Genomic DNA, 18,420 nt, shown 5'->3' with positions numbered 1-18,420 from the left:
TGAGGCGGGGCTGAAGGCCTGGCAAGGCCGCCGCCAGCAGGGCCGGAGCGGCTTCCGTATCATGCGCGCCATGCCTGAATTGCCCGAAGTCGAGGTCACGCGACAGTCCTTTGCCGATGCCATCGCCGGCGCGCGCGTGCTGGGCCTGAGCCTGGGCAAGCCGCTGCGCTGGCCGCTGGGCGTGGCGCCGCAGTCCCTGGTGGGGCGGCGCGTCGGCGCGGTGCAGAGGCGCGGCAAATACCTGTGGCTGCCGCTGGAACCCGGCGGGCTGCTGCTGCACCTGGGCATGTCGGGCTCGCTGGGCTTTCAGCCCGAACCGCCGCCGCTCGGGCCGCACGACCATTTCGAGCTGCGCACCGACCAGGGCGTGCTGCGCCTGACCGATCCGCGCCGCTTCGGCGCCGTGCTGTGGTCGCCGGCGCTGGACCTGGACCCGGCCGCCAAGCTGCTGGCCGGCCTGGGGCTGGAGCCCTTTGATCCGCGCTTCGACGGCGCCTATCTGCATGAACGCCTGCGCGGCCGCCGGGTCGCGATCAAGCCGGCGCTGATGGCTGGCGATGTGGTGGTCGGCGCCGGCAACATCTACGCCTGCGAGGCCCTGTTCCAGGCCGGCATCGACCCGCGCCTGCCCGCCGGCCGCCTGAGCCGGCCGCGCAGCGAACGCCTGGCCCAGGCCGTGCGGCGCGTGCTGGGCGATGCGCTGCGCCTGGGAGGCAGCACGTTGCGCGACTTCAAGGACGCGCATGGCATCGCCGGCAGCTTCCAGATGCAGGCCATGGTCTACGGCCGTGCGGGCGAGCCCTGCCGGGTCTGCGCCACGCCGATACGGCGCCTGGTCCAGGGCCAGCGCGCCACCTACCACTGTCCCCGTTGCCAGAAGAAATGACCGATTCCGACGAGCTGTCGCCGCGCCTGGACGCGCTGCGCGGCGATTTCGCGCCGCTGCTGCTGGCCTGGCAGCGGGCCGAGGGGCGCCACCACCTGCCCTGGCAGAACACGCGCGATCCCTACCGCGTGTGGCTGTCCGAGATCATGCTGCAGCAGACCCAGGTGAGCACCGTGCTGGGCTACTACCAGCGTTTCCTGGCGCGCTTCCCCACGGTGCGAGAACTGGGGGCGGCCCCGGCGGACGAGGTGATGGCGCTGTGGGCCGGGTTGGGCTACTACAGCCGCGCGCGCAACCTCCATCGCTGCGCGCAGCAGGTCTGTGAGCAGCATGGCGGCGAGTTCCCGCGCAGCGCCGAACTGCTGCAGACCCTGCCCGGCATCGGCCGCTCCACCGCCGCGGCGATCGCGTCCTTCTGCTTCGGTGAACGCACCGCCATCCTGGATGGCAACGTCAAGCGGGTGCTCTCCCGCCTGCTGGCCTTCGAGGGCGACCTGGCCTCGTCGGCGCAGGAGAAGCGGCTGTGGCGCGCCGCCGAGGCGCTGCTGCCGCCCGCCGGCGCCGACATGCCGTCCTACACCCAGGGCCTGATGGACCTGGGCGCCGGCCTGTGCACGCCGCGCTCGCCTCAATGCCTGCTGTGCCCCGTGTCCGCGCTGTGCGCCGGCCGCGCCCAGGGCGACCCGACGCGCTTCCCGATCAAGACGCGCAAGCTCAAGCGCGGCCGGCGCGAGAACTGGTGGCTGTGGCTGGAGCAGGGCGGCCGCATCTGGCTGCAGCAGCGCCCCTCCGAGGGCGTCTGGGGCGGGCTGTGGACCCTGCCGCTGTTCGATGACGAGGCGGCGCTGCTGGCGCAGGCCCGCCGCCTGGGCGGCGGCGAGCCCGAGGCGCTGCCACGGGTCCAGCACGCGCTGACCCATCTGGACTGGGTGCTGCATCCGCGCCGCCTGGCGTTGGCCGCCGCGCACGACCTGGCCCCTCCGGGGCCGGGCCAATGGGTGGCGCGCGAGCGCCTGGCGGATTACGCGCTGCCCGCGCCGCTGAAAAAACTCATCGGCTGAGCCTTCCCCGCGCCGCCGCTCCGGGCATTGCCTATGGACATGGGCGAGGCGCGAGCTATGCTTGCGGTCCGTCAAGGAGCTCCCCCCAACAAACCATGCAAGCCGTCGTCAAGAACGCCCTGGAATCCTCTCTGGTGGCCGCGCTGGTGGCGGTCGGCAGCTTCTGGCTGCTGGTCTCGGCGACCAGCGACGCCGAGCTTGCACCCAGCACGGCCAAGGTGGTGCTGCTGGCGCTGGGGCTGGCCATGGGGCTGATCGCGCACTGGGCCTATATGTGCCTGGCGCTGCGCAAGGCCGGGCGCTCGCTGTGGCGCTGGGTGCCGCTGCTCCTGCTGCTGCCGCTGGGCTCCGTCGCCGCCTGGGTGGTGCTGCAGCAGGACGGCGAGCGTCAGGCCGCCGCGCCCGCGCAGCGGCTCTGATCGTTCGTCGTCGGCCGGGACGCCCCGGCCGCAGCCTCGAGCGCTGCGCCGTCAGCGCGCGTCCAGTTCGCGGTGCCGCTTCAGCACCTGGCCGTGGTAGGCGAACTGGCGCACCAGCGTCTCCACCAGATAGACCGAGCGGTGCTGCCCGCCGGTGCAGCCGATGCCCACCGTCAGGTAGCTGCGCTGGTCGGCACTGAAATTGGGCAGCCATTGCGCGATGAAGGCGCCGATCTGGCTCAGCATCAGCCGCACCTCGGGTTGGCGCTCCAGATATTCGGCCACCGGGGCGTCGCGGCCGGTCAGCGGCCGCAGCTCGCGGTCGTAATAGGGGTTGGGCAGCACGCGCACGTCGAAGACGAAGTCGGCGTCGCTGGGCACGCCGTGCTTGAACGCGAAGGACTCGAACACCAGCGTCAGCGAGTGCCCGCTGACCATGACCAGGTCGCGCACCCAGGCGCGCAGCTGGGCCGGGCGCAGCTGGCTGCTGTCGATCACGGTGGATTCCATGCGCAGCGGCGTCAGCAGCTCGCGCTCCAGCTGGATCGCGTCCTGCAGCGCGCGATGGGTGTCGGTCTCGTCGTCGCCGGCGCGCAGCGGATGCGGGCGGCGGGTCTCGGAGAAGCGGCGCAGCAGCGTGTCGTTGTCGGCATCCAGGAAGATCGAACGCAGCGGCAGGCCCGAGGCGCGCAGCGCCTTGAGCTGGTCCATCATCTCCGGCAGCGCGCCGCGGCTGCGCACGTCCATCGCGATCGCCACGCGGCGCGAGCCGCGCGCGCGCTCCAGGCGCAGGAACTCGGGCAGCAGCTCGGGCGGCAGGTTGTCCACGCAGAAGAAGCCGGCGTCTTCCAACGCATGCATGGCGATGGACTTGCCGCCGCCGGACATGCCGGTGACCAGCACCAGGTCCGAGGGCGTGGCGGCGCCGGTGGCCGCGGGGGCGGCGGAAGGGGTGGCGGCGGGCATGGGGCCGGGCTCCTGCGTCATGGCTTCACCTTGCGGCCGGGCCGGCTGGTGGCCGGCGCGCGGGACGAGAGGTCCAGCATCTCCTGGGCATGGGCCAGGCTGGTGGAGGAGAGGCGTTCGCCGCCCAGCATGCGCGCCACCTCGGCCACGCGGGCCTCGCCGGTGATGGCGCGCACGTCGGAGCAGGTGGCGCCGTCGCGCAGTGCCTTGGCCACCAGGAAATGCTGGTCGGCGCAGGCGGCGACCTGCGGCAGATGGGTCACGGCCAGCACCTGGACGCTCTGCCCCAGCTGCTTCATTAGACGTCCCACGGTCTCGGCTACCGCGCCGCCGACCCCGGCATCAATCTCGTCGAAGATCAGCGTGCCGGCACCCGCGCTGCGCTGGCTGGTGGTGACGGCGATGGCCAGCGCGATGCGCGACAGCTCGCCGCCCGACGCGACCTTGGACAGCGGCCGCGGCGTGCTGCCGGCATGGCCGGCGACCAGAAATTCGGCGGACTCCAGCCCGAAGCTCTGCGGCTGCTCCTGCGCCAGCAGCGCCACCTCGAAGGCGCCGCCGGCCATGCCCAGCTGCTGCATCGCGGCGGTCACGGCCTGCGACAGCGCCGGCGCCGCCTTGGCGCGCGCGGCGCTCACGGACCGGGCTTCGCGCTGGTAGCTCTTCAGCGCCTGGTCCAGCGTCTTCTGCAGCGTGTCCAGGTCGGTGGCGGCGTCCAGCCGCGCGCGTTCGTCCTGCCACTCCTGCAGCAGCGCCGGCAGCTCGGCCGGCTGGCGACGGTAGCGGCGCGCCAGCGTCAGCCAGGCCGACAGGCGCTCGTCCAGCTCGGCCAGGCGGTGCGGGTCCAGCTCCGCGCCGTGCAGATAGCCGGCCAGGCTGTGCGCGGCGTCCTGCAGCTGCGCCTGCGCGCCCTGCAGCGCGCTGACCGCGTCCTGCAGCCGAGCGTCATAGCCCAGCACCTCCTGCACGCTGGATAGCGCCTCGTCGGTCAGCGATTCGGCGTTGAGGTCGGCCTCGCTGATGCGTTCCAGCGCGCCGCGCACCGCGTCCATCAGCGATTGCGCATGCGACAGGCGCTGGTGCTCGGCGTTCAGCGTCTCCCATTCGTCGGCGCCGGGCGCCAGCCGCTCCAGCTCGCCGATCTGCCAGGCCAGGCGCTCGTGTTCGCGCGCCAGCTCGGCCTGGCGGCCGCGGGCGGTTTCGAGCGCCTCATGGGCGGCGCGCCACTGGCCATGGGCCTGGGCCAGCGCGCGGGTGTCGATCTGACCGAACTCGTCCAGCAGCGCGCGCACGCTGGCGGGGCGGGTGAGGCCTTGCCAGGCGTGCTGGCCGTGAATGTCCAGCAGATGTTCGGCGATCTCGCGCAGCTGCGCGACGGTGGCGGCGCTGCCGTTGATCCAGGCGCGGCTCTTGCCTTGCGCGTCGATCACGCGGCGCAGCAGCAGGGTGTTGCTGCCGGCCTCGGTCTCGGTGTCGAAGCCGGCCTCGTCCAGCCAGCCCTGCAGCGCGGCGGGGCAGTCGAACAGGGCGGTGATCTCGGCGCGCGCCGCGCCCTCGCGCACCACTGCAGCGTCGCCGCGGCTGCCCAGGGCCAGCTGCAGCGCGTCGATCAGGATGGACTTGCCCGCGCCGGTCTCGCCGGTCAGCGCGGTGAAGCCCGGCGCGAAATCCAGTTCCAGCGCCGGCACGATGACGAAATCGCGCAGGCTCAAAGCCTTCAGCATGCGTGTCCCTCCGGTGTGCTGTCGTCGTTCGCGTTGTTCTTCAACCTTCGTACCAGCGCAGCTTGCGCCGCAGCGTGGCGTAATAGCTCCAGCCGCGCGGATGCAGAAAGCAGACCTTGTGCGCGGAGCGGCGCACCGTGATGCAGTCGCCGTGCAGCAGGCTGGCCAGGCTTTGCATGTCGAAGTTCACGCTGGCGTCGCGGCCGGCGACGATGGTCAGGCGCACCTCCGCGTCGTCCGGCAGCACGATGGGCCGGTTGGACAGCGTGTGCGACGCGATCGGCAGCACCAGCCAGCCGGCGATGCCCGGGTGCATGATGGGCCCGCCCGCCGACAGCGCATACGCCGTGGAGCCGGTGGGGGTGGAGACGATCACGCCGTCGGCGCGCATGTTGGCGACGAACTGCTCGCCCACGTCCACGCGCAGCTCCACCATGGCGGCGGTGGCCCCGCGGCTCACCACCACGTCGTTCAGCGCCACGCCGGCGAAGATCTGGTGGCCGTCGCGCTGCACGCCGCCTTCCAGCATGGAGCGCTGCTCCATCTCGAAGTCGCCGGCCAGGATGGGGGCCAGGGCCTCGCGGTACTGGTCGATGGAGATGTCGGTGATGAAGCCCAGCCGGCCCTTGTTGATGCCCACCAGCGGCGTGCCGTAGCGCGCCACCTCGCGGGCGAAGCCCAGCATGGTGCCGTCGCCGCCGACGACGATGCCCAGGTCGCAATGCCGGCCCAGTTCCTCGATGGACACGGCGTCGAACCCGGTGATGCCGGTGCTCATGGCCGTGTCGCGTTCCAGGGAAACATCCAATCCCTGGCCGGCGACAAATTGGGCAATCTCCTCCAGCACCGGGCGTATTCCGTCTGCCTGATGCTTTCCAACGATCGCCACGTGACGGAAGCGCTTGGTCATGCGCAGAATTACACCACAGGGGAATGACCGATCCGGGGCAGTTCCCGGGCTTCCCTACAATGGCAACCATGCTGGACGAGCGCGCCAAAACCCTGCTGAAAACCCTGGTCGAACGCTATATCGCGGACGGTCAGCCGGTGGGCTCGCGCACGCTGTCGCGTGCTTCGGGGCTGGAGCTGAGCCCGGCCACCATCCGCAATGTGATGGCCGACCTGGAAGAGCTGGGCCTGATCGCCAGCCCGCACACCAGTGCCGGCCGCGTGCCCACCGCGCGCGGCTATCGACTGTTCGTCGACACCCTGCTGACTGCCAAGCCCCTGCAACTGGGTGGCGACGTGTCCCCGCTGGAGGGCCAGCTGCAGCCCGACCAGCCCCAGCGCGTGATCGCCAACGCGGCCCAGCTGCTGTCCAGCCTGTCCAGCTTCGTCGGCGTGGTGACCGCGCCGCGCAAGAGCAGCGTTTTCCACCACATCGAATTCCTGCGCCTGGGCGAACGGCGTGTGCTGGTCATCATGGTGTCGCCGGATGGCGACGTGCAGAACCGGCTGGTATTCACCGCGCAGGACCTGAGCCAGTCTGAACTGGCCGAGGCCAGCAACCGCCTCAACGCCCACTACACCGGCATGAGCCTGGATGTGGTGCGCGACCGCCTGCGCCATGAAGTGGACGCGCTGCGCGGCGAGATCGCCCAGCTGATGAGCGCCGCCGTCGAGGTGGGCACCGAGGCCATGCAGAGCCAGCAGGAACATGTGGTGATCTCCGGCGAGCGCAACCTGCTCACTGTGCAGGACTTCAGCCACGACATGGGCAGCCTGCGCCGACTGTTCGACCTCTTCGAACAGAAGACCCAGCTGATGCGCCTGCTGGACGTCTCCACCCGCGCCGAGGGCGTGCGCATCTACATCGGCGGCGAAAGCCAGGTCGTGCCCTACGAAGAACTCTCCATCGTCTCCGCCCCCTACGAGGTCGATGGCGAGGTGGTGGGCACGCTGGGCGTGATCGGCCCCACGCGCATGGCCTACGAGCGCATGATCCAGATCGTCGACATCACCTCGCGCATGGTCTCCAACGCGCTGAGCCAGAAATAGCGGCCCTTCGGCGCGCCGCCGATCCGCGGCTAGAATGCGCGGCTTCCGGTCCTTGCCGGAACCCGCATCCGCGCCGGCGGCTCCCGCCGGCCGCGCACCGCACCCCCGGGCCGTTAGCTCAGTTGGTTAGAGCAGAGGACTCATAATCCTTTGGTCGCAGGTTCAAGTCCTGCACGGCCTACCAATCAGATCAGATTAGGAACTCACCGCCGACTGGGCGGAGTTAAGTGGGGTCCGGTTGTCGTGTGCGTTTGGCGTGCGAAGCGTTGCTCGCCTAGCCTCGGTGGATCCATAACAACGCCAGCACGTTCCGACCCTACAACCCCGGCGAGGCCATGGGGCGGGTGGACCCCATGCTGCCGGACCCGCCGCCGCCGCCCAAGGGGGACGGGTGCGGAGGCATTGGCACCGCCTTGATGATCGTGGTGGCTGTGGTGGTGACCATCTATACGGCGGGGGCAGCGGCATCGAGCCTCGCGAGCGGTGCGACATTCTCAACCTCTGCGGGCGTGGCCACTGTGGGCTCGGCCTCTACGTTTTCCACGGGGCTTGCGACCTTGTCCGGAGGACTGGTGGGAGCCGGCGGAGCCTCCGTGCTGGGCGCTACGATCGGGTCGGCAGCCATTGGCGCTGCTGCGGGCTCCATTGCGAGCCAGCTTACCGGTCTGGCGACGGGTGTTATCGATCAATTCAGCTGGAAGGCTGTGGGGCAAGCGGCCCTGAGCGGAGGCATTACCGCGGGAATGGGGAACGTTCTTAACAGTTTGGGCAGCACAGCCGGCACGCTGGGAGGCGCTGTCAATCAAAAGGGATGGGCCGGCGCGGCGATCCGGGCGGGGCTGGGGGCGGCGGTCTCGCAGGCGATGCAGGGTCGCTGGAGCTGGCGCGAAGTGGCCGCCTCCACGGTGGCGGGAGCAGCGGGGCATGCGGCGGGGGAGGCCATTGGCAGCGCGTTTGCCGCGGGTGGACACGAGACGCTGGGCAAGATCGCCGGGCAAGCGCTGGGCGCTGCCGCGGGCGGGTGGGCGAGCAGCCAGATCCTGGGGTACAGCGGGGAGCAGACGCGGGCCAGGATGGGGCAGGCCTTTATCAGTGGATTGGCGGGGGGGATTGGCAATGCCATGGGGGACAGCATTGCGCAGTCCTCGCGACCTGAAACTCAAGGTGTGGGGCCGTACTCGGCAGCCGACTACCGCAACGGCTCGAACATCGAGAGCGACAACTACACCGCTGCTCGCCAGGCCGAGCAGCAGATGCTCGCGAACAACCGCACGGCGCTGAACGCGGCGAACGTGGCGGCCGACCCGGCGTACTACAGCAGTCCGACGCCTGAGCAACTGCAGGCGGCCTTCCGTCAGTCTGAACGCGACTACCGCAGTGCCACCGAGCGCAGCGTGGCCGGCAGTGGCTACGTGGCGCGAAGCGGCGACAACATCTCGAGGATGCTGGGAACGAGCAGCCCGCAGGCTATCGGCAACTTCATGCGCGCCAACGGCCTGACCAGCAGCAGCATCGAAGCTGGGCGCAACTACTTCATCCCCGATGACGTAGGTGCCTACGGCGATGCTGCGGCGCTTGGCCAAGCGGTGCTCAACGGCGACAACCGCCGTCTGGCCGCGCTGGCGCGCGAGCGGTTCAACTTCAGCGATGGGCGCGATGCACGCGACATTCGGCTGAGCTTCGGCTACCAGTCGCGCGTCTCGCGGGAGTTGAGCGACCTGGGCGCAGCGTCGAGCTTCAGCTATGGCGGCTCGTCGGGCAGCATCGGTGAGATTCGTGCCATGTCGGCCACCGAGGGCTTCTTCACCTTCAACCCGGTGGGCCGCTTCATGAAGGGCTGGGGCCACTCGGCGACGGAGATTCTGAAGTCGCCGTACACCCTGGGCAGGGAAGCCGTGTTCATGGTCGGCGACGCGGTGGGCAATGGCACCTATGCCGCGATGAACTGGGCCTTCGGCGGCAACCAGAGCTATCAAAATGACAGCGCTCTGGGGCGGTCGCTCGAAACCAACGGCGTACTGGGCACCATCGGCCTGGCAACGAAGGGGGCGGTGCTCTCACTGCCTGGCATCGCACAGATTGATGCAATCAACCGCCGTGACTGGGGTGCATTGGGCGAGTCGGGTCCAGGGACGCTGCTCGTAGCTGCGGGGCTGTCGTATCGTCCCGCGAGTACGCTCTACAACTATGGTGACCATCTAAGGCCAGTACTTGGACCGGCTACGCTCTCGCATCCCGAAGAGGTGGCTTCCATACTGAGCCGAGCCGAAGAGATGGGCATTGGGGTCAGGTATGAAGCTGGTCGTCTTGCATATGAGCCTGCACTGCGTAGCGGAACCCCTGGCACCCTGATTCTTGACCCGGATGCCTCCATTGGAGCGCTGAGGCATGAATGGAAGCACGCTGTTGATAACGCGGACCTCGGTCACCCAGGGTTCCGGCTTATGGCTGACTCGGACGCCTTCTGGCGGCTCGAATACCGTGGTTACATGGAGGAAATCAGGTTGGCGCGCGAGACACGGAACTTCGATGCGGGACGGAAAATTGTGGGCGAGATGCGCACTCGAAGGGGGGAAATCCTTGGCTACTGATGTTCAATCGACGATAGACCGGATTCGCTCCAAGTCGGTGAGTGATGAGGAACTGCTTGAGCTGCTCACTGATGCGCGGGCGCTGGTTCGTGCCAACGTTCTGATGGCGCTGGTCAATCGCCCATCACAGAACGGGGAGCGAATTGCAAAGGCCGTCGCAGAGGCTGCTCATGCTCCGGCGCACTCCGACGTGAGATTGATGGGGTCGGTCAACCAAAGAATTCTCTCTGTTGCCACGTTGGCTTGGCTTCAAACCGATGTTGCAAAGACGGCATACGAGCGCGAGTTGCAGGCCCTGGCGGAGGTCGAGAAGCAGAGGGTGCTAGAGCTCGTCGCCGACGGCCCTATCTCCTAGCGTTGCTTGCGGCGTGCATCCGGGTCAAGGCTGGCCGGCAGGCCACCTAGCAAGGCTCGGCCTTGACGCGGCATCACGCCCTCGACGCTCGCCGTGTGCGGTGCCTGCAGACGAAGTGGCTGGCACCGCTGACGGCAGAGGGCGACTCGCTCCCTTCTGAGAAGGGCGGGGGGATGGGTTGGGAGCCGCTGCCGCAGGACAGCGGTCAGCACCGGCCGACGCCGGTGCTGACCCGAAGGTGCGCCACGTCCCAACGTGGCCGCCGCAGGGCCGTGGGAGCCGGGCAAGTCGAGGCGCGGTCCAAGCGCCGGTGCGGCCCCAGCCGCACGACTTGAGCCGGGACCGCAGCCGCAGGCGTGAGGTCCGCCGCTGCCGGCGCGCAGCGCAGGAAGCCACCCTGGATGGCGGCGAAGCGTCCAGCGCAGAGCCAGCGCAACGGCACGTTGCACAGGCGCCCGACAGCCGGGGTGGCTTCCTGCGTGGAGCGCCGACGCAGGAGGTGCGCAGGGCAGGCATCCATGCGACGGCCTGGCGGCTGGGCGAGCCCGAGCTGCGGGCGCTGGAGCAGTGCATCGCGCTGCAGCGCTGGCGGCGCTGAGCCGTCCGGCTGTTCGGAGCCGCTGCCGCAGGACAGCGGTCAGTCCCGGCCGGCGCCGGGGCTGACACGCAGGCGCACCCGCCCCAGCGGGTTGCCGGAGTGCTCGCGGGAGCCGACCCCTTGAAGGCGCGGTCCAAGCGCCGGGTTCACGCCTACGTGAACGCATGGGGTTGGGGTGCAGAGAGCCGCGCGAACGAAGCCCGCCGCTGACGAAGCGAAAGCGCAGCTGTATTGATGACGGAGGACAAGCTGCGTCCAGCAGCGCGAGTGTGCGTGCGGCCCTAGCCGCCGAAAAGCACACGTTCAGCCGCCCGGAGTTCCGGCCTTGAGCTGGCAGCGTCTGCTGCGAGCGTGCCGGGGCTCCAGACGCATCGCCAGATGGGTCGCCCGCCCGGAGTTGGCGGGTGCTGGTGGCGTCTGCCACGAGCATCTGCCAGCTCAGACGCCTCAGCAGAGGCGTCATCGCTACCTGATCGCCGAGACGAACGGGCTCACGGTCGACGGCACGACCTTGCTGGAAGAAAAGTTGGTTCTGACCATTCCCAACAAGGTCACCAACATCCATAACAACGCCAGCACGTTCCGACCCTACAACCCTGGCGAGGCCATGGGGCGGGTGGACCCCATGCTGCCGGACCCGCCGCCGCCGCCCAAGGGGGACGGGTGCGGAGGCATTGGCACCGCCTTGATGATCGTGGTGGCTGTGGTGGTGACCATCTATACGGCGGGGGCAGCGGCGTCGAGCCTCGCGAGCGGTGCGACATTCTCAACCTCTGCGGGCGTGGCCACTGTGGGCTCGGCCTCTACGTTTTCCACGGGGCTTGCGACCTTGTCCGGAGGACTGGTGGGAGCCAGCGGAGCCTCCGTGCTGGGCGCTACGATCGGGTCGGCAGCCATTGGCGCTGCTGCGGGCTCCATTGCGAGCCAGCTTACCGGTCTGGCGACGGGTGTTATCGATCAATTCAGCTGGAAGGATGTGGGGCAAGCGGCCCTGAGCGGAGGCATTACCGCGGGAATGGGGAACGTTCTTAACAGTTTAGGCAGCACAGCCGGCACGCTGGGAGGCGCTGTCAATCAAAAGGGATGGGCCGGCGCGGCGATCCGGGCGGGGCTGGGGTCGGCGGTCTCGCAGGCGATGCAGGGGCGCTGGAGCTGGCGCGAAGTGGCCGCCTCCACGGTGGCGGGAGCGGCGGGGCATGCGGCGGGGGAGGCCATTGGCAGCGCGTTTGCCGCGGGTGGACACGAGACGCTGGGCAAGATCGCCGGGCAAGCGCTGGGCGCTGCCGCGGGCGGGTGGGCGAGCAGCCAGATCCTGGGGTACAGCGGGGAGCAGACGCGGGCCAGGATGGGGCAGGCCTTTATCAGTGGATTGGCGGGGGGGATTGGCAATGCCATCGGCGACAGCTTGGTCACCCCGTCGCAGGGACAAGGGCCTTGGTCGGCGGCCGACCACCGCAACGGCTCAGACATCGAAAGCGATGCTGTCATGGAGCGACAGCAGACGTATGGCCTGGGCGGGATGGGTGCTCGCCTGGGTCAAGCAGGCGGCGACATCGCCGCTAGCTGGTCGACGCAAGTCGACCAAGGCATTGCCAAGGCAGCTGATGCGCTGCCGTCCGATGAGCTGCTTGCACGTCGCCGCGATGTGGAGGAGCAGGTCTGGCTGGATGTTCGCGGCCAGGAGGCGCGGGAGGCTTCGCTAAGCGGTGCTCAGATGTTCGCCATGGGCGGGCCGCTGCGCAACATCCCGCGCGGTGGCATCGGCAACTTTGAGATGGTGCGCAATGGCAACTGGGATGCGGCGCTGAACATTGCGGCCGATCCCGTTGGGCTGCTGGGCGAGGTGGTGGGCCTGCAAGCAGATCTGGCTCACATCAACCGAAGCCAGGCTGAGCAGCGCATCGAGGGCATGCGCCGGGCGATGACCGACCTGGGCGTCAAGGACGTGCCGAGCGGCTACACGGAATCGTGGGTGACGGGCGCTGACGGTACGAGTCGCAACGTGCGCGACTATGGCGCTACAGCCAACCGGCTGCAGGGTGCGTATGAGAGCTACGTGCGGGACCAGCGCTTGCGTGAGACCTGGGGGGATGACTACCAGACCGTGCGCATTGGCAAGTCGCAGATGACGGTGATGGAGTTTGAGAAGCGGGTGCTGGATATCCATCAATCGGCTACGGACAGAGCCTATGCCGTTGGCGTCGACTTGATCGCAAGGAAGGAAATCGACGTGCAACCGGGGCAGTACGCAAAGGAACTCGGCAACTTCATTGACAAGGAAGTTCGCTTCGATCTTCGAGGCTTTGCTCGCGCGGAAGGCATTAATGACAGCTCGATGTCCAACGTGTGGGCGATCAACCGGCGCATCAAGAACGAGTTTGAGATCGGCATCCCGGACAACCGTCTGGGCTACAACCTGTATGCCGATACCACGCTGGCTCGGAAGAATGCCTACACGCCGCAGATCATGAAGTGGAACGAGATTCGTCCCGGCAACTTCCTGATCATCCGTCCGACAGAGATGGGCGGGTCATATGCGATTCCGCGAGGTGCAATTCCGCAGTTCAAGCCGATTGGAAGGGGAATCTGATGTCAGTCAAGGAGCAACTGTCTGACTTCGCTGGCTCTGTTGTTGCAGCAGCCACTAGAGCGCCGGACGAATATCCAGAATGGGGTCATTGGACTTATGAGACGCACATGGCCGACATCAAGGAACTATGGGCGGAGGTTCGTCCCCAAATCACGCGCGATCTTGAGCAGGCTGAATTTATTGACACCAAGCTACAGGAGATGTTCGCGGCCTTCGACGCTGGAGAGAAGGAAAAAGGCCGAAAGGCTGCCCTGGCCATCTACAACCTGAAGGTAGAGAAGCTGAGATAGCTGGCGCGTGGATCGGACGCTGGCAGGCGGCAGCGAGGCCGAGATCCCGTGCACAGGAACTGCACGAGTTGCCGTGTGGCCCTCTGCTCGTCTGTAGGGTGCTGCTGCCGGGGAACCAGAGCGGCAGGGGAACGCTGCCCGCTTGCCTCAGGATCGCTGCCGATTCATCGCAGGGCCGAGGGAATCGTTCAGGGCAGGATGCCAGGTATGTATCTTCGATACCCACCTGGACCTGGTCTGCTGGGTCGCTGCGCGCCCGTCGCAGATGCTCAGGGCTGCGCCCCGAGACCCCCGGCATGACTTGCTGTCGCCAGCCGGTCCGCCTCCTGCGCCCGCTCGATGATCCGCCGCCGCACCTCCTTCGCGCCGAGCTGCCCGGTGACCATGGCCTGCATGTCCGCCAGGAACTCCGCACTGGGCAGATGGCCCTCGATGCGTGTGCTGGCCAGGGCCTGCTCCAGGCGCATGCGGCGCTCGGCCACGGAGCGCTGGCGCGGCGCTGCGGACTCGTCAGAGGTGGGCTTGTGTTCCATGCGGTTCGGCTCCATCGGCACCTGGCATCGCCGCTCGCACCGGCCTGGTGTTCGGTCCTGTTCGGTGGTGTTCGGTAACTGTTGGCAATGCGTTGGGCAGCAGCATCGCAGAGGCCGCGAGCAGCCCGAGCCAGACGCAGCCGAGCGCTTCGGCGAGCGGTGGCGGCGCGTCGGGCAACTGGGACATGGGACCGACCGACTACAGCTTGGCCAGTGGCGGCTCGGTGCGCCTTGGAACGGGCAGCGTTGTGCCCGCAGGCGAGCCGTTCGTGGACTCCGACAACTACGACTTGATGGGCACTCCGCGCCAGGTCGGCGTGGTCGGAAAGGATGGCGCTCGCGGTGCCTGGGGCATTGCGCAATCGTTGGCTGGAGAAGGCGCGAGCAACGCCGATGTGAACCGCATCAAGAACCAGTTGCTGGCGTTGAACCCCGAGCTGGCCGATGGTGTGCAGAGGGGGCAGCGCTACTACGTGCCTGATGCGAGCACGCCCGAGAACCTGACGCTGGCTCGCAGTGCGGACCGGCAGTACCAGGTGGCACTGGCTGCGCGTTCACAGGCACCGTCGCTCGCATGGGGTGAAGGTCTGTCGTTCGGTGGTGATGGCACGAGCTTCGCGGAACTGGCAGCGCTTGGTGGTGGTTCGCCGTCGCTGGGTGCTCCCACGTCGCTGAGCGGGATGCAGCGCGCGCAAGCGCATGCGCTGGGCGTCTATGACGCAGGCGCTGGGGCGGTCGAAGGCGCTGGCTACAGCTTCGGCGTGGTCGGCACGCCGGAAAGCCGCGCGGCCTGGGCAGTGCAGACGGCCCAAGCCGGTGTGGAAGGCATCAGGCGCTTCATCAACGACCCTGGCGGTACTGTCTCGGGCTGGTGGGACAACCTGATGTCAAGCGACATCGAGAACTGCCCCCCTGACGACATTCAGAATTGACCCCCTGGGTTGATGATCAGGTTGCCGCGGCGAGCGCGGTGTTGTCTCTCACAAGACCGGACTTGCGTTTGGCCTTGAGCCGGTAGCTATCGCCGCGGATGGTGACGACGTGGCTGTGGTGCAGCAGCCGGTCTAGGATGGCGGTGGCGACCACGGCGTCGCCGAACACGCCACCCCACTCCGCCACGGATCGGTTGCTCGTCAGCAGCGTGGCGCCGCGCTCATAGCGACGGCTCACGAGCTGGAAGAACAGATGCGCTGCGTTGGCCTCGAACGGCAGGTAGCCGAGCTCGTCGATGACCAGCAGCTTGGGCTTGGCCAGGTGCGTCAGCTTCTCCTCCAGGCGCCCTTCGGCGTGAGCGCGCAACAGGGTCGAGTAGCCACGCAGGATGGCTTCACGGCCGAGAGCGACCGCCAGATGCGTCTTGCCGACGCCCGGGGGCCCCAGCAGCAACACGGTGTCGCCGTTGGCCACCCAGCGTGAGGTTGCCAGCTCGCGTACCAGCTTCGGATCGATGGACGGCTGGGCCTCGAACTCGAAGCCCTCCAGCATGCGCACGCAGGGGAACTTGGCGATGGACATGCCCATCTGGATGCGGCGCTCGTCCTTGCGGGCCACCTCGGCGGCGCACAGCATGGTGAGCGCCTCACGCAGCGTCATGTCTGCGCGTGCGGCCTGGTCCAGCAGCGTGTCGAGTTGGTCGCGGATGGCGGTCAGCTTCAGCCGCGTGAGCATGCCCTCAAGCTCGTCCACCGGCATGGCTTGTTCGGTCTTCTTGGCGCGGGCCATCACCAAGCTCCCCCAACCAGCGCCTCGTACTCGACGAGGTCGCGTTGCAACTCGGCCGGTGCCGCAGCGGGCGGCGGCGCCAACCGGGTCGAGCCGACGAACTGGCTTCCCACGATGCCGGCCAGGTGGCTGCGCTCAATGACGCTGCTGCGGCGCAAGGGGCTCTGGGCGTGACGGGCTACTTCCTGACCGGCGTACAGCACCTGCACCTCGCGGTCGGCCACGACGACGCTGACCTGCTCGCCGATGAGCTTCCAGGGCACGGAGTAGCGGTTGGTGTCGAGTTCGATGCAGGCATCCGTGTGCACGCGGCGCACGAGCTCGCGCACCTGCAGGAACGGCGCCTTGGACGGCAGTGGGCGCAGGGCCTGGCGTTCGTCGCGCTCGAACCGCGCGATGGGTGACTCGCCGGTCGTGCCGTGCACGCGCACATCGGCCACCTCGCGCATCCAGCGGTCCAGATGGGCCTGCAGCGCGTCCAGGCTGGGGAAGGTGTGCCCGGCGATGGCGTTGCGCTTGACGTAGCCGACCCCGCGCTCGTCCTTGCCCTTGGTTTGTGCCCGGTACGGCGCGCAGGCCCGCGGCGTCACGCCCCAGTAGCTGCAGAAGGCGCGGAAACGGTCATTGAGCTTGACCTCGCACGTCTGGCGGTTGTGCTGCTCGACGAGCGCCTTGGCATTGTCGATAAGCACCTCGTGCGTCACGCCGCCGAAGTGCCGGAATGCGCCCTCCAGGCCGAGCAGCCAGGCCGACTGGCGCTCGTGCAGGCTCAGCAGCACGTAGGTGCGACGGCTGTAGCCCAGCGTCGCGACGAACAGGAAGATGCGCGTGAGCTCCTCCCCGATCTGCACATGGGTGCTGCCGAAGTCCACCTGCAACTGCAGGCCGGGCGCGGTCTCGAAGCGCACGTGGGCCAGCGCCTGGGCGCGCAGTGCCACTCGCATCGGCGCCACGGCGCGCTGCACGGTGCGCAAGCTCACAGTGATGCCGAACTCGCGTTGCAGTTCCTGGCGCACCACGTCGGCATTGCCCTTGTGATGGCGCAGGCGCTGCTCCAGCCACGCCAGGTGCGGCGCGAGCATGCTTACCCGACCTGACACGTCCATCGGCTTCCAGCCGCCACTGCGCAGGTACTCCCGCACCGTGTTGCGGCTGCAGCCCAACTCCTTGCAGATGCGCTTGGCTCCCCATCCCTGCGCCTGTAGCGCCAGCATCCTTTGCACCTCCTGCGGCGCCAACATCGTCTGCCTTCCTCCATCGTCTATGACGCGGGAAGGATCGGTCACAACGTCCGTCATGCGGACCTCCTTGTAGTGAAGGGGGTCAGTTCTGGATGTCGTCAGGGGGGCAGTATTGGATGTCGCCTGACACCTGACTGGCGATGACCCCGTGGCTATCCGGCAAGCCACGGCGCAAGGCACCGGCATTGCGATGGGCGTCGGTGGTGGTGTTGTGCTGGGTCGATTGCAAGGCGCGTCGCTCAGTGGGCTTCGCCGAACCGTGGCCGTGGGCGATGTCTACTCGCCTGACTTCGTGGGGCCGGTGCAATGGGAGTACTTCTATCGGGGCGACTCCGCGCTGCGTACGGAATTCCTCTCATCCATGGCGCAATCGAATGGGGTTCACGCAGCAGAGAGCTTCCTCAGTACACGCAGCACCGGCGCGTTTGGTGACATCTTGGCCGAGCACGGTGTGTCGAGCTCAACCTCTCCGTTCGTCAGCACTTCGCGAAACCCGCGGGTTGCCGAATACTTCGCAAGAGGGCCTTCGCAAACGCAAGACGGGGTGCTAACGACCTTCCGGGTGGAAGCACGTGAGGCGGCTGCTCTAATGGACCAAGGCCGGTTGGTGCAGAACACCGAGAACCCGATGTCCTTCTTCGAGCCCAATCCGGCCATTGGATTGCCTGAAGCTGAGTTCCTGTTCGGACCAGCAATCAACCCACGCTACATCTACCAGCAAGTTCCAGTGAAAGGCAGCAGATGACCGAAGTGAGGCTTGCGTGGGAGCCGGTTAACGGTATCCCACTGGAGCGGCTTGCGGCCCAGTTCGGGCAGTACGCCAAGGGAAAGGGTGGCGTGTCCATCTTGCGCAATGGCACGCTGCTGTTCATTAAGGGCAGCGACGACCCAGCGGCAGATGCCATGCAGGCGATGACCGAGGCCAAGTACTTGACCGACTTCAAGGTCGTGCGCCTCAAGGAAGGCGGGCATCTTGTCGCCTTCCATGACGCTGTGGCCGTATTCGTTGGTGACGATGAGTTCGCCACGGTCAGAAACGAGGTGCAAGCGCGGCGCGAAGAACTCATGTTCCCCGGGGAAGCATTCCTTGCAAAGAGCCAAGGTGAGGACTTGCTGATTGGGCTCTACGCGAGGGGCAAGCTGCAACGTGATGCCAACGCGCCGGAGCTCTACCAGCGCATCGCTGGATAAGCTATAGCTCGTCGCTACAAGGGGCATGCGTCCATGCCCCTTGCCTGCCTGGTACCGCTACACCACCGATGCCGCGTCGGTTCGCCTGCTGACCGACGACGGCGCGCCATCGCCTGAGCTGAACACCGAGCCCGCGCGCACGCTGGCCGAGCTGACCGCGGCCATCCATGCCGCGGCGTGCCGCCTGGGCGAGCACGAACTGCGGCACCTCGAACACGCCATCGCGTTGCAGCGCTGGCGCCGCTGACTCCGCTG

18 protein-coding genes and 1 tRNA gene are annotated in these 18,420 nt (G+C 67.8%); 13 read left to right on the top strand and 6 right to left on the bottom strand.

Translation table 11 applies throughout. The features are described from left to right. The first annotated feature begins 70 nt into the window (after positions 1–70). From mutM to LZ017_RS13980, 3 genes are all read left to right on the top strand, one after another. Positions 71–886 (top strand): bifunctional DNA-formamidopyrimidine glycosylase/DNA-(apurinic or apyrimidinic site) lyase, encoded by an 816-nt coding sequence (gene mutM, locus LZ017_RS13990; protein WP_241397468.1) that lies wholly within the window; start codon positions 71–73, stop codon positions 884–886. Then, the gene (gene mutY, locus LZ017_RS13985; protein WP_241397467.1) at positions 883–1,947 is read left to right on the top strand and encodes an A/G-specific adenine glycosylase; all 1,065 of its coding nucleotides are present in this window, start codon (positions 883–885) and stop codon (positions 1,945–1,947) included. Before mutM ends, mutY begins: the two co-directional genes overlap by 4 nt. A 95-nt stretch (positions 1,948–2,042) precedes the next feature. Then, positions 2,043–2,366, top strand: coding sequence for a hypothetical protein (locus LZ017_RS13980; RefSeq protein ID WP_241397466.1), 324 nt, complete (start codon positions 2,043–2,045; stop codon positions 2,364–2,366). A 51-nt stretch (positions 2,367–2,417) separates the two neighbouring features. Here LZ017_RS13980 and rapZ read toward each other — a convergent pair whose 3' ends face one another. The 3 genes from rapZ to LZ017_RS13965 are packed head-to-tail and all read right to left on the bottom strand — an operon-like array spanning position 2,418 to position 5,966. Then, positions 2,418–3,332, bottom strand: coding sequence for an RNase adapter RapZ (gene rapZ, locus LZ017_RS13975; RefSeq protein ID WP_241397465.1), 915 nt, complete (start codon positions 3,330–3,332; stop codon positions 2,418–2,420). 17 nt (positions 3,333–3,349) lie between these two features. Further along, entirely contained in the window at positions 3,350–5,056 is a 1,707-nt protein-coding gene (gene recN / locus LZ017_RS13970; protein WP_241397464.1) for a DNA repair protein RecN, read from the bottom strand. Between the two features lie 40 nt (positions 5,057–5,096). Further along, positions 5,097–5,966 (bottom strand): NAD kinase, encoded by an 870-nt coding sequence (locus LZ017_RS13965; protein WP_241397463.1) that lies wholly within the window; start codon positions 5,964–5,966, stop codon positions 5,097–5,099. 68 nt (positions 5,967–6,034) lie between these two features. On the opposite strand from LZ017_RS13965, the gene hrcA reads away from it, so the two are divergent. From hrcA to LZ017_RS13935, 6 genes are all read left to right on the top strand, one after another. Continuing rightward, positions 6,035–7,054: a heat-inducible transcriptional repressor HrcA gene (hrcA, locus tag LZ017_RS13960; protein WP_241397720.1), complete on the top strand. Its 1,020-nt coding sequence runs from the start codon at positions 6,035–6,037 to the stop codon at positions 7,052–7,054. Between the two features lie 107 nt (positions 7,055–7,161). Next, positions 7,162–7,238: transfer RNA gene (locus tag LZ017_RS13955), tRNA-Ile, on the top strand. A gap of 169 nt (positions 7,239–7,407) precedes the next feature. Further along, positions 7,408–9,645 carry a hypothetical protein gene (locus LZ017_RS13950; protein ID WP_241397462.1) on the top strand — a complete coding sequence of 746 codons (2,238 nt, stop codon included), beginning with the start codon at positions 7,408–7,410 and terminating at the stop codon, positions 9,643–9,645. Beyond that, the gene (locus LZ017_RS13945) at positions 9,635–10,000 is read left to right on the top strand and encodes a hypothetical protein (RefSeq protein WP_241397461.1); all 366 of its coding nucleotides are present in this window, start codon (positions 9,635–9,637) and stop codon (positions 9,998–10,000) included. Before LZ017_RS13950 ends, LZ017_RS13945 begins: the two co-directional genes overlap by 11 nt. Positions 10,001–10,923: 923 nt before the next feature. Then, on the top strand, positions 10,924–13,188 hold the full coding sequence (locus LZ017_RS13940; protein ID WP_241397460.1) for a hypothetical protein: 2,265 nt from the start codon (positions 10,924–10,926) through the stop codon (positions 13,186–13,188). A 107-nt stretch (positions 13,189–13,295) separates the two neighbouring features. After that, positions 13,296–13,478, top strand: coding sequence for a hypothetical protein (locus tag LZ017_RS13935; RefSeq protein ID WP_241397459.1), 183 nt, complete (start codon positions 13,296–13,298; stop codon positions 13,476–13,478). A gap of 269 nt (positions 13,479–13,747) precedes the next feature. On the opposite strand, the gene LZ017_RS13930 is transcribed toward LZ017_RS13935, so the two are convergent. Continuing rightward, entirely contained in the window at positions 13,748–14,011 is a 264-nt protein-coding gene (locus LZ017_RS13930; RefSeq protein ID WP_241397458.1) for an antitoxin VbhA family protein, read from the bottom strand. A gap of 92 nt (positions 14,012–14,103) precedes the next feature. Between LZ017_RS13930 and LZ017_RS13925 the strand changes: the two genes are divergently transcribed. Beyond that, a complete protein-coding gene (locus LZ017_RS13925; RefSeq protein ID WP_241397457.1) occupies positions 14,104–14,943 on the top strand; it encodes a hypothetical protein in 840 nt (279 codons plus the stop codon). A gap of 16 nt (positions 14,944–14,959) precedes the next feature. On the opposite strand, the gene istB is transcribed toward LZ017_RS13925, so the two are convergent. Then, positions 14,960–15,733 (bottom strand): IS21-like element helper ATPase IstB, encoded by a 774-nt coding sequence (gene istB, locus LZ017_RS13920; protein WP_277604708.1) that lies wholly within the window; start codon positions 15,731–15,733, stop codon positions 14,960–14,962. Beyond that, complete coding sequence (gene istA / locus LZ017_RS13915; RefSeq protein ID WP_241397456.1) at positions 15,733–17,031, bottom strand: IS21 family transposase; 1,299 nt, start codon at positions 17,029–17,031, stop codon at positions 15,733–15,735. Before istA ends, istB begins: the two co-directional genes overlap by 1 nt. Positions 17,032–17,122: 91 nt before the next feature. Here istA and LZ017_RS13910 point away from each other — a divergent pair, with 91 nt between their 5' ends. Genes LZ017_RS13910 through LZ017_RS13900 form a run of 3 tightly spaced genes read left to right on the top strand, consistent with a single transcriptional unit; the run spans position 17,123 to position 18,412 of the window. Continuing rightward, the gene (locus LZ017_RS13910; protein WP_241397455.1) at positions 17,123–17,719 is read left to right on the top strand and encodes a hypothetical protein; all 597 of its coding nucleotides are present in this window, start codon (positions 17,123–17,125) and stop codon (positions 17,717–17,719) included. Next, positions 17,716–18,165 carry a hypothetical protein gene (locus LZ017_RS13905; protein WP_241397454.1) on the top strand — a complete coding sequence of 150 codons (450 nt, stop codon included), beginning with the start codon at positions 17,716–17,718 and terminating at the stop codon, positions 18,163–18,165. The genes LZ017_RS13910 and LZ017_RS13905 overlap by 4 nt, the downstream gene beginning before the upstream one ends. A gap of 40 nt (positions 18,166–18,205) precedes the next feature. Beyond that, a complete protein-coding gene (locus tag LZ017_RS13900) occupies positions 18,206–18,412 on the top strand; it encodes a hypothetical protein (RefSeq protein WP_241397453.1) in 207 nt (68 codons plus the stop codon). The last annotated feature ends 8 nt before the right edge of the window (positions 18,413–18,420 follow it).

This window comes from Pelomonas sp. CA6 (assembly GCF_022549225.1).
Taxonomy (GTDB): Bacteria; Pseudomonadota; Gammaproteobacteria; order Burkholderiales; family Burkholderiaceae_C; genus Roseateles.
This window is presented reverse-complemented; position numbering and strand designations above follow the sequence as displayed.

Coding starts and splice junctions, on each gene's coding strand:
- mutM (WP_241397468.1), top strand. CDS start 71: ATGCCTGAATTGCCCGAAGTCGAGGTCACGCGACAGTCCTTTGCCGAT.
- mutY (WP_241397467.1), top strand. CDS start 883: ATGACCGATTCCGACGAGCTGTCGCCGCGCCTGGACGCGCTGCGCGGC.
- LZ017_RS13980 (WP_241397466.1), top strand. CDS start 2,043: ATGCAAGCCGTCGTCAAGAACGCCCTGGAATCCTCTCTGGTGGCCGCG.
- rapZ (WP_241397465.1), bottom strand. CDS start 3,332: ATGCCCGCCGCCACCCCTTCCGCCGCCCCCGCGGCCACCGGCGCCGCC.
- recN (WP_241397464.1), bottom strand. CDS start 5,056: ATGCTGAAGGCTTTGAGCCTGCGCGATTTCGTCATCGTGCCGGCGCTG.
- LZ017_RS13965 (WP_241397463.1), bottom strand. CDS start 5,966: ATGACCAAGCGCTTCCGTCACGTGGCGATCGTTGGAAAGCATCAGGCA.
- hrcA (WP_241397720.1), top strand. CDS start 6,035: ATGCTGGACGAGCGCGCCAAAACCCTGCTGAAAACCCTGGTCGAACGC.
- LZ017_RS13950 (WP_241397462.1), top strand. CDS start 7,408: ATGCTGCCGGACCCGCCGCCGCCGCCCAAGGGGGACGGGTGCGGAGGC.
- LZ017_RS13935 (WP_241397459.1), top strand. CDS start 13,296: ATGGCCGACATCAAGGAACTATGGGCGGAGGTTCGTCCCCAAATCACG.
- LZ017_RS13930 (WP_241397458.1), bottom strand. CDS start 14,011: ATGGAACACAAGCCCACCTCTGACGAGTCCGCAGCGCCGCGCCAGCGC.
- istB (WP_277604708.1), bottom strand. CDS start 15,733: ATGGCCCGCGCCAAGAAGACCGAACAAGCCATGCCGGTGGACGAGCTT.
- istA (WP_241397456.1), bottom strand. CDS start 17,031: ATGACGGACGTTGTGACCGATCCTTCCCGCGTCATAGACGATGGAGGA.
- LZ017_RS13905 (WP_241397454.1), top strand. CDS start 17,716: ATGACCGAAGTGAGGCTTGCGTGGGAGCCGGTTAACGGTATCCCACTG.